We start from the raw sequence: 12,721 nt of genomic DNA, 5'->3' as shown, positions 1-12,721 counted from the left end.
CCGGCGGGTCAGCCGGTGGCGAGCAGGCTCTGGACCCGGGCGCGCACCTCGGGGGTGTCGAGGCCGCGGACCGTGAGCGTGGTGCGCCGCCGCAGCACGTCGTCGGCCGTGACCGCCCACTCGCGGTCGCGGGCGTAGACAGCCTGGGCCCAGATGTCGGGCCCGTCGGGGTGGATGCGCTCCCCCAGCGACGGCTCGTCGCGGATGAGCCGGGCCAGGTCGAAGGCGATCGAGCCGTAGTGGGACGCGAGGTGGCGCGCGACCAGCGGGTCCATGCGGGTGCCCGGCTCCCGGTCGGTCCACAGGCGCAGCGCCACCGCCTCGGGACTGGCCAGGCCGGGCAGCGGCACGGCCGGGAGGATGTCGGCCAGGTCGTCGCCGAGGGGGCGGCCCGGCAGGTGGGCGAGGGCGTCGAGGACGACCTTGCCGATGTGGCGGTAGGTGGTCCACTTGCCGCCCGCCACCGACAGCATGCCGCCCGCGCCCCGGGTGAGCACGGTCTCCCGCTTGGCCGACGACACGCCTCCAGGGCCGCCGGGCAGGACGCGCAGCCCGGCGAAGGCGTACGTGATGTCCTCGCGGCGCAGCTGCGTGTCGCGTACGCCGTGTCCGGCCTCGTCGAGGATCTGGGACAGGTCGGCGTCGGTGGCGCGCACGTCGGCGGGGTCGCCCTCGTAGGCCTCGTCGGTGGTGCCGAGCAGGAGGTGGTCCTCCCACGGGATGGCGAACGACACGCGGTACTTGTCGATCGGGATGGTCAGCGCGGCCTTCCACGGCTCGTGGCGGCGCATGACCAGGTGGGCGCCCTTGGACAGGCGGATGCTCGGCGCGGCCCCGGGGTCCTCCATGCGGCGCAGGTGGTCGACCCAGGGGCCGGTGGCGTTCAGGACGAGCCGGGCGTTCACCCCGAACTCGGTGCCGTCGAGACGGTCGCGCAGGTCGGCGCCCGACACCGTGCCCGTGCCGGAGGGGCCGGACTTGCGCAGGCCGACCACCTCGGCGTGGTTGAGCACGACCGCGCCCGCGTCGACCGCGGCCCGCACGGTCATCACCGCGACCCGGCTGTCGTTCATCTGGTGGTCGCCGTAGACCGCGGCCGCGCGCAGCCCCTCACCGCGCAGGGCGGGCACCTTGGCCAGCGCCTGCTGCGGGCTGATCACGCGGCCCAGGCCGTCACCGAACACCGACAGCGCCGAGTAGAGGAACACGCCCGCGCCGAGCTTGGCCGCGCCGTGCGGGCCGCCCCGGTAGACCGGCACCACGAACGTCAGCGGCTTGACCAGGTGGGGCGCGATCTCACCGGCGAGCGCCCGGCGTTCGCGATGGTTCTCGGCGACCAGCTTGACGTTGCCCGTCTGGAGGTAGCGCAGCCCGCCGTGGACGAGCTTGGAGGAGGCGCTGGACGTGGCCCCGGCGAAGTCGCCCGCGTCGACCATGGCCACGCGCAGCCCGGCCTGGGCCGCCATCCAGGTGACGGAGGTGCCGAGGATGCCGCCGCCGATGACGAGCAGGTCGTAGGTGGAGCGCGACAGCTCCTCGCGGGTCTCCGCGCGGCCGGAGATCGTGGCCGAGCTCATCGCGGGGCTCATCGCGGGGCTCACGGCCCCCTGGTCGAGGGCGGCTGCGGGCTGCTGTCGGGACACGGGGCTATCCTCACTTCGCGAAGTGTTCGGCATTACCGAACACTCTTCGATCCTAACCCGCCTCGGCCCCCTGTCAACCGGGTCAGCGGCCCAGGTCCCGGGTGATGGCCCGCGCGGCGTCGCGGACGTAGGAGACGACCTCCTTGCGCGGCTCGCCGCCGTCGGCCAGCCGCTCGACGGCCCCCCGCACGCCGATGGCCCCCACGGCGAGCCCCCGCCGGTCCCTGATGGGGGCGGCGATGGACACCTCGCCCTCTACCAGCTCCTCCACCTCGCCCGCCCAGCCCCGGCCGCGCACCAGCTCCAGCTCCTTGGCCAGGTCGTCGCCGGTGACCAGCGTGCGGGCGGTGAAGGCGGGCAGCGGGCCGGGCCCCGCCTCGCCGTACGGGTCGTAGGCCAGCAGGACCTTGCCCAGGGCGGTGGCGTGCGCGGGCAGCAGGCTGCCGACCTGGAGGACCTGCATGCTGTCGTCGGGCCGGAAGACGTGGTGCACGACCAGCACCTCGCCCTCGTGTGGGGTGCCGATCCACACGCTCTCCCTGCTCCGCGCGGCCAGCGCGTCGGCCCAGTTGAGCGATCGGGCGCGCAGCTCGTTGACGTCGAGGTAGCTGCTGCCGAGGTGGAGCAGCGTGCCGCCGAGCCGGTAGCGGCCGGTGGTGGGGTCCTGTTCGACGAAGCCGACGTGGACGAGCGTGCGCAGGATGCCGTGCAGGGTGCCCTTGGGCAGGCCCATCGCCCGGGCCAGCTCGGCCACGCCCAGCTCCCTCGGCCCCGATGCCAGCAGCCGCAGGATGCCCGCCGCGCGCTCCACCGACTGGATCGTCTCACCCACTTCCCCACCGTACCTCGGTTCGGCAATCCCGAACAGCAATAGTTCGCTGAGCAGGGCGGCGGCTGGGGCCGTCCGTCACGCCTGGCCGGTGGCCCGCTCGTCGGCGCCGCCCGCGTCGGCCTCCAGTTCGGCGGCGCGGTGCTCGTACGGGGTGCTGAGGACGACCGTGGTGCGGGTGGAGACGTTCGCCGAGGCGCGGATCTGCTGCAGCAGGTCCTCCAGCGCCACCGGGGAGGCCACGCGGACCTTGAGGATGTAGCTCTCGTCGCCGGCGACGCTGTGGCAGGCCTCGATGGCACTGAGGTGGGCGAGCCGGTCGGGCGCGTCGTCGGGCGCCGCCGGATCTATCGGCTTGATCGACACGAACGCGGTGAGCGGCAGCCCGATCGCGTCGTAGTCGACGACGGCGGCGTAGCCACGGACGACTCCGCGCTTCTCCAGGCGGCGCACCCGCTGGTGCACGGCGGAGACCGAGAGCCCGGTCTCCCTGGCCAGGTCGGTGAAACTCATCCGGCCGTCTCTGGCCAGCAGCGTGACGATCCGGCGGTCGATCTCCTCCATCGGTCAAAAATAGCCCGTCGAAGTCACGACATGGTCCCGACCGGGGTCGCGCCCCAGCGCATGGCGTGCTCGACGAGGGTGACCAGCACGTCGCGGCCCGACTCGCGCCTGCGGGCGTCGCAGAGCACGATGGGGATCTCGGGCTCCAGGTTGAGGGCCTTGCGGACCTCGCCGATGGTGAACGGGCGGGCGCCGTCGAAGCAGTTGAGCGCCACCACGAACGGGGTCTCGCGCCGCTCGAAGTAGTCGATGGCGGGGAAGCAGTCGGCCAGCCGGCGGGTGTCGGCCAGCACCACCGCGCCGAGGGCGCCCATGGTCAGGTCGTCCCAGACGAACCAGAACCGCTCCTGCCCCGGCGTGCCGAAGAGGTAGAGCATGTAGTCGCCGCGAATGGTGATGCGGCCGAAGTCCATGACGACGGTCGTGGTGGGCTTGGTCTCGACGCCCGTCAGGTCGTCGATGTCCATGCCGACGTGCGTGAGGACCTCTTCGGTGCGGAGCGTCCGGGTCTCCGAGACGGCGCCGACCATGGTGGTCTTGCCCGCGCCGAAGCCGCCCGCGATCAAGATCTTGATCGCGGTGGGCAGTCGCCAGCGATCAGAGCGACCGAAATCCATCGAGCACCGCCTGTACATCCCTCCACGGGCAAGCCCGCAAGCATGCCCCGCGTGCGCAATCCGTCCCGGGAAGCCTTGGTCAGGGGTGGCTGACAAGGCATGGAAGAGGTCGATCTAGATGCCTGACACCAAGTCACCCTAGCAATGCCACAAATTCCCCTCAAGCCACAAAACAGTTCAAAAATCAACATGTCGTAAATCACACCGGAACCACTCCTCCGCGCCGCCGCTCCCGTCGGCGGCGGGAGCCTCGCGTACGCCCGTCGGCCGCGGGAGCCTCGCGTACGCCCGTCCGCCGCCCGCTACCGGGCGACCCCGTGGAATCCGGCGTGGAAGCCCATCCTGCGCCGCAGGTAGGCGGCCGTGCGGGGACTCCGCTCGCGCAGGCCGCCGATCAGGTCGGCCGCCTCTCCCTCCAGCTCCGCCATCGCGTCCGCCACATGGGAGCGGCTGACGCCGAGCATGAGCACGTTCAGGTCGCCCCAGTTGACGTCCTTGCGGTAGGAGGCCAGGTCACCGAGCAGGTGCAGATAACGCTGGACGTGCGCGCTGACGGGCCGCAGCTCGTCCAGGTGCCGCCTGGCCCACTCGTCGCCCGCGTAGATCCAGTGCGAGAGGTCCACGAAGCACGAGCCGCGGCTGTCGGCGTTGTCCACGTACCGGCCGAACGTGGGCACGTCCCGCCTGTCGCGCCAGACCCAGGCCCTGGCCATCGCCGTGAGCATGGTGGCGAGCTGGTCGCGCCAGAGGCCGTGCAGCCGCCCGAAGTCCTCGACGGTGTCCAGCTCGTCGCGCAGGTCGGCCAGGAAGCGGGTCACCGCCGCGCGGGGCACCGCGCCGTCGGCGACGGCCAAGCAGTCGTGGACCAGGTCCTCGACCTGGTCGCGGTCGGTGGAGGTGTGGTCGACCAGCCGGTCCACGGCCAACACCCAGAGCGCGGCCCGGTTGGCGACCTTCAGCCCGCCGGCGGTGCTCCATGGCGAACTGAAGGCTCCGGCCAGCGTGAGCGAAGTGTAGAGGTCGGGATCGAAGGCCGCCGCCGGGAACAGCCCGCCGTACATCTGGGCGCAGCGCCGCAGATCCCTGCCGCACTCGGCGGCGAGCGCGCACGCCCTGCCCACCTCGAAAGCCTCGTCCAGCTCGCCGTCCGGCATCTAGAGCCGCTCAGTCGGCACGCGGATCACGGGCGGCCACCCCCACTGTCCGGCTGTCATCCCTCGCACGCGAATTGTCACATGATCAACACTTCCGGGGCAAGGCGCGCGGGCGGTGGCCACGCACGGGACCGCCCAGCCGGACGAGCGCCAGGAACGGCGAGAATGGGAGCAACCGCCCCACGGCCCGGAGCAGTCATGAGGATCACGCTCGTCCACGGAGACATCACCGAGCAGCCTGTCGACGCCGTCGTCAACGCCGCCAACTCCTCACTCATGGGCGGTGGCGGCGTTGACGGCGCGATCCACCGGCGCGGCGGGCCGGCCATCCTGGAGGAGTGCCGCACGCTGCGGTCCTCACGGTACGGCGAGGGCCTGCCGGTGGGGCAGGCGGTGGCCACGACCGCGGGCGACCTGCCGGCCCGGTGGGTGATCCACACGGTCGGCCCCGTCCACTCACGCGCCGAGGACCGCTCGCACCTGCTGGCCTCCTGCTACCGGGAGGCCCTCCGGGTGGCCGACGAGCTCGGCGCCGCCACCGTGGCCCTGCCCGCGGTCTCCGCCGGCGTCTACGGCTGGCCCTCCGACGACGCCGCCCGCGTAGCCGTCACCACGGTGCGGGCGGCTCGCACGCGGGTGGCGGAGGCACGGTTCGTGCTGTTCACCGCCGACGTGTACGCGGCCTTCGAACGCGCCCTGCTGGCGGCCGGGCCGTCGGACGAGGAGATCGCGGCCCGTCTCGCCGCCCAGCCCGGCGAGCGCTGGAGGGAGCTGTTCGCCCTGGCCGACGCGCTCACCCCGGCCGATCTGGAGGTGACGTGGCGCGGCGGGCAGGAGGCCGGGCCGGGCGTGACGCAGGCGCCCTACCCGGTCTACGGCGACGCCGTCGAGCGGATCCTCGGGCTGCTGGGAGAGCTGGGCGTGGTGGTGGTGTTCGGCTGGCCCGACTGGGTGCGCGGCAACCCCCTGTGGCCGGGCGGGCGAGGGCTGGAGGACGCGCCGGTGGCCGACGCGGCCAGGCTGGCCACGGCGATCGTCCGGGGCGAGCGGTTCGGCGACGGGACGATCGGGCACGCCCTCGAGACGGGCACCCTCCAGGCCGTGCTGCGCCGGCTGCGCCGCTGGCACGACGAGGAACGCCCCCGGTGACGCCCCGGAGGCGGCCCGGTGTCAGCCCCTGGCGAGGGCGCGGCCGATGACCAGGCGCTGGATCTGGTTGGTGCCCTCGACGATCTGCAGCACCTTGGCCTCGCGCATGTAGCGCTCCACCGGGAAGTCCTCCACGTAGCCGTAGCCGCCGAACACCTGCACCGCGTCCGTGGTGACCTTCATGCACACGTCCGTGGCGAACAGCTTGGCCATCGCCGCCCGCGTGCCGTACGGGCGGCCCGCGTCGCGCAGCCGGGCGGCGTCGAGGTAGAGCGCCCGGGCGGCGGCGATCTGCGTGGCCATGTCGGCCAGCATGAACGACACCCCCTGGAAGTCGACGATCCGGCCGCCGAACTGGCGCCGCTCCTTGGCGTAGGAGGTGGCGGCGTCGAGGGCGGCCTGGGCCAGGCCCACCGCGCAGGCCGCGATGCCGAGCCTGCCGCCGTCGAGCGCCGCCATGGCGATGCGGAACCCCTCGCCCTCGGCCCCGACCAGCGCGGCGGTCGGCAGCCGTACACCGTCGAAGCGCACCTGCGCGGTCGGCGAGGACCGCATGCCCATCTTGCGCTCGGGAGCGGCGAACGAGAGCCCGTCCAGGCCGGCCGGGACGTGCAGGCAGGAGATCCCGCGCGTGCCCGGCTCGCCGGTGCGGGCCATGAGCGTGTAGAAGTCGGCGACGCCGCCGTGGGTGGTCCACGCCTTGACGCCGTCGACGGTGTAGCCGTCGGGGCCGGGCACGGCCTTGGTGGTCAGCGCGGCGGCGTCGGAGCCGGACTGGGGCTCCGACAGGCAGTAGGCGCCGAGCAGGTCGCCGCCGACCATGCCGGGCAGCAGCGCGACCTTCTGCTCGTCACCGCCGAACGCCGCCACCGGGAAGCACGACAGCGTGTGCACCGACACGCCCAGGCCCACGGCGAGCCAGCCGGCGGCGAGCTCCTCGACGACCTGCAGGTAGACCTCCTGCGGCTGGGCGGCCCCGCCGTACTCCTCCGGGTAGGGCAGCCCGAGCAGGCCGGCGGCGCCCAGCGTGGTGAACACCTCACGCGGGAACCGCCCGGCCGACTCGTCGGCGGCGGCGCGTGGCGCGACCTCCTTGGTCACCAGTTCGCGTGTCAGCTGGATCAGGTCGTGCGCCTCGGGGGTGGGCAGGGCACGCTCGACAGTCATCGTGAGGAACTCCTTGCGAGGTCGTACGGTGTCAGATTCTTCCTAAACGATGACCAATTCACGAGAGGTGTCGTTGAGGCGTTCGGCACCGCTGCCGCCGCACACCACGATGTCCTCGATGCGGGCGCCGTGCCTGCCAGGCAGGTAGACGCCCGGCTCGATCGAGAAGGCGAAGCCCGGCTCCATCGGCTCGGCGTTGCCGGCGACGATGTAGGGCTCCTCGTGGGTCTCGACGCCGATGCCGTGGCCGGTGCGGTGGATGAAGTAGTCGCCGTAGCCCGCCTCGGCGAGGACGTCGCGGGCGGCGGCGTCGATCGACTCGCACGGCACGCCCGGCCGTACGGCGGCGCAGGCGGCCTCCTGCGCCCGGCGCAGAACCTCGTAGTAGGCGGCGAAGTCGGCGGGCGGCTCGCCCACGCAGTAGGTGCGGGTGGAGTCGGAGCAGTAGCCGTTGTGCAACTGCCCCCCGATGTCGACGACGACCGGCTCACCCGGCTGGATGACCCGGTCGGAGACGTCGTGGTGCGGGCTCGCGCCGTTCGGGCCGGAGGCGACGATGACGAAGTCGACCGTCGCGTGGCCGGCGGCCAGGATGGCCTCGGCGATGTCCCTGCCCACCTCCCGCTCGGTGCGGCCGGCCCGCAGGAAGCCGGGCACCTGCCGGTGCACCGCGTCGATCGCCTCCCCCGCCTCGCGCAGCGCGGCCACCTCGGCCGGCGACTTGCGCATCCGCAGCCCGCGCAGCACGCGCCCGGCCAGCACCTGCTCGGCGCCGGGCAGGACCTCGCGGAAGCGGAGCGACGACATGGCCCACATCCGGTCGGCCACCCCCACCGTGGCCACCGCGCCCAGCCGGTCGGCCGCGATCCGATAGGGATCGTCCGTCTCGTCCCACGCCACGAACTCCAGCCCGAGCCGCGAGGCGGGCGACGCCTGCGCGGCGGGCAGTTCCAGGCGGGGCACCATCATGTACGGCTCGCCGGAGGCGGGCACCACCAGGCAGGTGAGCCGCTCCAGCGGCTTGGCGTCGTAGCCGCTCACGTAGCGCAGGTCGGGGCCCGGGGTGAGCAGCAGCGCGTCGACGCCGGCCTTGGCGGTGGCCTGCTGGACGGTGTCGAGGCGGGAGACGGGATACAGGTCTGCTGAGGACGTCACAGCCCCAAATCTACTCGTGATGACGCCGCCTAAAATCCGCGAAAAGGTCTCACCACACGACAAGCCAACGCCACCCTCCGCGTCCACACGGTCGCATATTGTGAGGCGAATGTCCCGTTCCACGCGTTTGCGAGGGTGAAGCCTGATGGTCGAGGTCATGAGCGGCGGGCCGGGGCAACGTCGCCGTCCGAAGAAGGCGGCCGAGACCACCCGGCAGTCGGGGAGCGAGCTTCTTGCCGCACGGCTGGCCCACGCCCAGCGGCTGGGCAACATGGGCTGGGCCGAGTGGGACCTGCGCACCGGCGAGGCGACCTGGTCCGACCAGGTATATGTGATCTTCGGCCGTGATCCCCGCGAGGGGCCGGTCGGCCTGCCCGAGCTGGCCGCGCACGTCGAGCCGGGCGATCTGCGGCACCTCGACCAGCTCCTGCTGAACGTCGCACGGGGCGCGGGGCCCGCGCAGGCCGAGTTCCGCATCCGGCGCGGCGGAGAGCTGCGCAACCTCCGCGTCGTCCTGGAACCCCTGATCATGCCCGGCCGCCTGCCCGAGCTCACCGCCACCGCCACCGCCACCGCCGCCGGCACTGACATCGGCACGGGCACGGGCACGGGCACAGGCAGGGGCAGGGGCACGGGCACCGACACGGGCACCGATAGGGGCAGCGATACGGGCACCGCGGCCCCGGAGGCGACCGGCCGGGCGGGCGGCGTGCACGGGGTCATCCAGGACATCACGGGCCGCCGCCGCGCCGAGCGCATCATGTCCGAGTCGCGCCGCCAGCTTCTGGAGGCCCGCGAGAAGGCGGCCGAGGAGCGCCACGTGATGATCGCGCTGCGCGAGGCGATCCTGCCGGAGCCCGCCGGCTGCCTCGACCTGCCGCGCACCAGGATCGCGGTGCGGTACGTGCCCGCCGAGAAGACCGCGAGCCTCGGCGGCGACTGGTTCGAGGCGGCGCAGCTGCCCGACGGGCGGGTCCTGCTGGCGATCGGCGACGTGTCCGGGCACGGGCTGCCCGCGATCGCGCACATGGCGCAGTTCCGCCACGCCCTGGTCGGGCTGACGATGACCGGAGAGCCCGCGTGCGGGCTGCTGGCCTGGCTGAACGAGCTGGCCATCCACCGCCTGGAGGGCACGACCGCCACCGCCGTGATCGGCCACCTCGACACCCGGACCCGCGTGTTCACCTGGGCCAGGGCCGGCAACCTGGCGCCCATCCTGGTTCGCGACGGCGCCGCCCGGCCCCTGGACCAGCCGCGCGGCGTGCTGCTGGGAGCCACCTGCGACCAGCCGTACGACCTGGCCCGCACCCGGCTGCGCGACGGCGACCTGCTGCTGATGTTCACCGACGGGCTGGTCGAGCGGCGTACCCGCGACATCGACGAGGGCCTCGCCCTGGTCCTGTCGGCCGCCGCGCGGCTGCGGGGCGGCGACCTCGACGCCGGGCTGGACCGCCTGCTGGCCGACATCGGCGGCCCGAACCCCGAGGACGACGCCTGCCTGCTCGCCGTCGGCGTCCTGGGCGACGACAACGCGGCGCCGGAGCGCGGAGTGCGACGATAGAGGCGTGCTCATGCTTCTGGACACCCCGTCGCTGTACTTCCGCGCCTTCTACGGCATCCCCGAGTCGATCACCGGGCCTGACGGCACGCCGGTCAACGCGGTGCGCGGCCTCATCGACATGATCGCCACGCTGGTCCGCACCCACTCGCCGGACGAGCTGGCGGCCACCATGGACGCGGACTGGCGGCCCGCCTTCCGGGTGGCCGCGATCCCCACGTACAAGGCGCACCGCGTCGCGCAGGGCGACGCCGAGGAGGTGCCCGATACGCTGGTGCCGCAGATCCCGGTCATCGAGGAGGTGCTCGACGCGGTCGGCATCGCCCGGCTGGAGGCGCCAGGCTACGAGGCCGACGACGTGATCGGCACCCTCACCCACCGGGCCGCCGGGCCCGTCGACATCGTGACCGGCGACCGCGACCTGTTCCAGCTGGTCGACGACTCGCGTCCGGTGCGCGTCCTCTACACGGCGCGCGGCATCCGCAACCTGCAGGTGGTGGACGAGGCGTTCGTCACGGCCAGGTACGGCATCCCGGGCCGCGCGTACGCCGACTTCGCCACCCTCCGCGGCGACCCCAGCGACGGGCTGCCGGGCGTGGCGGGCGTCGGCGAGAAGACGGCCGCCTCCCTCATCACCCGCTTCGGCTCCCTGGACGCGCTGCTGGCCGCCCTCGACGCGGGTGTCACGGACGGCTTCCCCGCGGGCAGCCGCACCCGGCTGGCCGCCGCCCGCGACTACCTCGAAGTCGCCCCGGCCGTGGTGGAGGTCGCCTCCGACGCGCCGCTGCCCGCCGCCGAGCTCTCCCTGCCCGCCAAGCCCCGCGACCCCGAGGCCCTGGTACGGCTCGCCGACCGCCACGGCCTCGACAGCCCCCTCAACCGCCTCCTCGACGCGCTGGCCGCCTGACAGCCTGAAAGTCCCCGCCTGGGCCCTCCGCCTTGCCTTCCCACTGAAGGCCGCCCTCCCCCGGCCGCTCGGGTACGCGTGCGGCGGGCACGGCCCCGCGGCCCGGTACGGGGCCGCCCAGAGGCCGGGGAGGGTGACCGTGGCGGAGGAGCACCAGGCCGCCACCGGCCCGCCCGGCGCGCCCACTCGGCGTGTGCGGGAGGCGGCGCACGGGGTCCCCGCGGGAAGCACGGGATCCCCGCGGGAAGCACGGGATCCCCGCGGGAAGACGGTGTCGGTGGGAAGGGTCTGTGGCGGGGCAGGGTGTGGCGGGGCAGGGTGTGGCGGGTGGGGAAGGTGGGTTCGGTAGGTTGAGGCGTGTGTCGAAGACGAGCGTGCAGGTCCCCGGCGACGTCCCAGCGCGCCTTGAGGACGGCTTCGCACGCATCATGCGCGAGTCCGGGCTGCCCTCCGGATTCCCCCGGCCGGTGCTCGACGAGGCCGACTGGGTCGCCGAGGTGCCCAGGCTGTCCGGCAAAGACCTGACCGGCCTGCCGTTCGTCACGATCGACCCGCCCGGCGCGATGGACCTCGACCAGGCCGTCCACCTCGAACGGCTGCGCGGCGGCTTCCGCGTCTGGTACGCCATCGCCGACGTGGGCGCGTTCGTACGGCCGGGCGGCGCGGTGGACGGCGAGGCCCGCGCCCGCGGCGAGACCGTCTACCTGCCCACCGGCTCGGTGCCGCTGCACCCGAGGGTGCTGTCCGAGGGCGCGGCGAGCCTGCTGCCGGGCGCCTCCCGCCCGGCGGTGGTGTGGCGGATCGACCTCGACGCGGAGGGCCGCACGGTGGGCGCCGACGTGCAGCGGGCGCAGGTGCGCAGCCGCGAACGGCTCGACTACGCCTACGTCCAGGCCGCCGTCGAGACCGGCACCGCCGACGGCACGCTCGCGCTGCTGGCCGAGATCGGCACGCTCAGGCTGGAGCTGGAGCGCGAACGCGGCGGCGTCACGCTGCCCACCCCCGAGCAGGAGGTGGTGCCCGACGGCGACGGCTACCGGCTCGACTACCGGCTGCCGCTGCCCGCCGAGGCGTGGAACGCGCAGATCTCCCTGCTCACCGGCATGGCGGCGGCCTCCATGATGCTCGACGCGGAGATCGGCGTGCTGCGTGTGCTGCCCGCGCCGCGGCCCGGGGACCTCGACAGGGTCCGCAGGGTGGCGGCCGCCCTGGGCGTCACCTGGCCGGAGGGCGCCTCCTACGGCCAGGTGGTGCACGGCCTGGATCCGAAGAGCCCGCGGCAGGCGGCGTTCCTGCACGAGTCGAGGGTGCTGCTGCGCGGCTCCGGCTACGTGGCGTTCGACGGCGCGCCTCCCCCGCTGGCCGACCACGCCGCGGTGGGAGCGCCGTACGCGCACGTGACGGCCCCGCTGCGGCGCCTGGCCGACCGGTACGCCACGGAGGTGTGCCTGGCCGTGGCGGCCGGCGAGCCGGTGCCCGGCGACGTGGAGAAGGCACTGGGGGAGCTGCCCGGCCTCATGTCGGCGTCGGGCCGCCGCTCGGGTGCCGTGGAGCGGGCGTGCGTGGACCTGGTTGAGGCGTTCCTGCTGCGCGACCGGCTGGGCGAGCCGTTCGAGGCGGTGGTGATCGACGTGGACGAGCGGCGCGAGGGCGGCCGGATCCAACTCGCCGACCCCGCGGTGATCGCCCGCTGCGACGGCGACCTCCCCCTGGGCGGGCGCGTCACGGTACGGCTGGCGCGGGCCGATCCGGCGACCCGCGAGGTCCGCTTCACCCTGGCCCAGGCGCCCTGACCTGGGCGGGATCCCGTCGAAGGCCGGGCGCCTGCGCCCCTCGCCCCGCACACGAGCGCCGAGCGTGGGGACCCGGCCCCTGGGCGGGTCCCCACGCTCGTCTCGTGCTTACCGCTGGGGGGTGTCGCCGAGCTTGTCGACGTAGCCGGTGCTCTGGAAGGTCTGCTGGAGCAGCGGCACGCCTT

Annotated in this window: 11 protein-coding genes and 1 pseudogene; 5 read left to right on the top strand and 7 right to left on the bottom strand. The window is 73.7% G+C overall.

Annotated elements, in window-relative coordinates; genetic code table 11:
• Positions 1-8: 8 nt before the first annotated feature.
• The 5 genes from DQW85_RS12415 to DQW85_RS12395 form a co-directional block, all read right to left on the bottom strand.
• Positions 9-1,589, bottom strand: coding sequence for a glycerol-3-phosphate dehydrogenase/oxidase (locus DQW85_RS12415; RefSeq protein WP_420819157.1), 1,581 nt, complete (start codon positions 1,587-1,589; stop codon positions 9-11).
• Positions 1,590-1,725: 136 nt separating this feature from the next.
• Positions 1,726-2,475, bottom strand: coding sequence for an IclR family transcriptional regulator (locus DQW85_RS12410; RefSeq protein WP_113700473.1), 750 nt, complete (start codon positions 2,473-2,475; stop codon positions 1,726-1,728).
• Positions 2,476-2,550: 75 nt separating this feature from the next.
• On the bottom strand, positions 2,551-3,036 hold the full coding sequence (locus tag DQW85_RS12405) for an Lrp/AsnC family transcriptional regulator (protein ID WP_113700472.1): 486 nt from the start codon (positions 3,034-3,036) through the stop codon (positions 2,551-2,553).
• Positions 3,037-3,059: 23 nt separating this feature from the next.
• A complete protein-coding gene (locus DQW85_RS12400) occupies positions 3,060-3,653 on the bottom strand; it encodes a GTP-binding protein (RefSeq protein ID WP_113700478.1) in 594 nt (197 codons plus the stop codon).
• Between the two features lie 302 nt (positions 3,654-3,955).
• Complete coding sequence (locus tag DQW85_RS12395) at positions 3,956-4,807, bottom strand: terpene synthase family protein (RefSeq protein ID WP_113700471.1); 852 nt, start codon at positions 4,805-4,807, stop codon at positions 3,956-3,958.
• 198 nt (positions 4,808-5,005) lie between these two features.
• On the opposite strand from DQW85_RS12395, the pseudogene DQW85_RS12390 reads away from it, so the two are divergent.
• Together DQW85_RS12390 and DQW85_RS46765 are read left to right on the top strand one after the other, a co-directional pair.
• Positions 5,006-5,506 (top strand): annotated as a pseudogene (locus DQW85_RS12390) (O-acetyl-ADP-ribose deacetylase); the annotation flags it as partial.
• The gene (locus DQW85_RS46765) at positions 5,480-5,956 is read left to right on the top strand and encodes a DUF6508 domain-containing protein (protein WP_240197119.1); all 477 of its coding nucleotides are present in this window, start codon (positions 5,480-5,482) and stop codon (positions 5,954-5,956) included. The pseudogene DQW85_RS12390 and the gene DQW85_RS46765, both read left to right, overlap by 27 nt.
• A gap of 21 nt (positions 5,957-5,977) precedes the next feature.
• Here DQW85_RS46765 and DQW85_RS12385 read toward each other — a convergent pair whose 3' ends face one another.
• Positions 5,978-7,123, bottom strand: a complete 1,146-nt coding sequence (locus DQW85_RS12385; protein ID WP_113700470.1) for an acyl-CoA dehydrogenase family protein — start codon at positions 7,121-7,123, stop codon at positions 5,978-5,980.
• 42 nt (positions 7,124-7,165) lie between these two features.
• On the bottom strand, positions 7,166-8,278 hold the full coding sequence (locus DQW85_RS12380; RefSeq protein WP_240197118.1) for a M24 family metallopeptidase: 1,113 nt from the start codon (positions 8,276-8,278) through the stop codon (positions 7,166-7,168).
• Between the two features lie 145 nt (positions 8,279-8,423).
• On the opposite strand from DQW85_RS12380, the gene DQW85_RS12375 reads away from it, so the two are divergent.
• The 3 genes from DQW85_RS12375 to DQW85_RS12365 all read left to right on the top strand — a co-directional run bounded on the left by DQW85_RS12375 (position 8,424) and on the right by DQW85_RS12365 (position 12,536).
• Positions 8,424-9,839: a PP2C family protein-serine/threonine phosphatase gene (locus tag DQW85_RS12375; RefSeq protein ID WP_240197117.1), complete on the top strand. Its 1,416-nt coding sequence runs from the start codon at positions 8,424-8,426 to the stop codon at positions 9,837-9,839.
• Positions 9,840-9,849: 10 nt separating this feature from the next.
• Positions 9,850-10,743 (top strand): 5'-3' exonuclease, encoded by an 894-nt coding sequence (locus DQW85_RS12370; protein WP_113700476.1) that lies wholly within the window; start codon positions 9,850-9,852, stop codon positions 10,741-10,743.
• 359 nt (positions 10,744-11,102) lie between these two features.
• Positions 11,103-12,536: an RNB domain-containing ribonuclease gene (locus DQW85_RS12365; protein ID WP_240197116.1), complete on the top strand. Its 1,434-nt coding sequence runs from the start codon at positions 11,103-11,105 to the stop codon at positions 12,534-12,536.
• Positions 12,537-12,721: the final 185 nt, after the last annotated feature.

The sequence above is a fragment of the Nonomuraea lactucae genome, from assembly GCF_003313395.1.
GTDB lineage: Bacteria > Actinomycetota > Actinomycetes > Streptosporangiales > Streptosporangiaceae > Nonomuraea > Nonomuraea lactucae.
The sequence above is the reverse complement of the archived record's forward strand: the minus strand, read 5'-3'. Positions and strand labels throughout refer to the sequence as shown.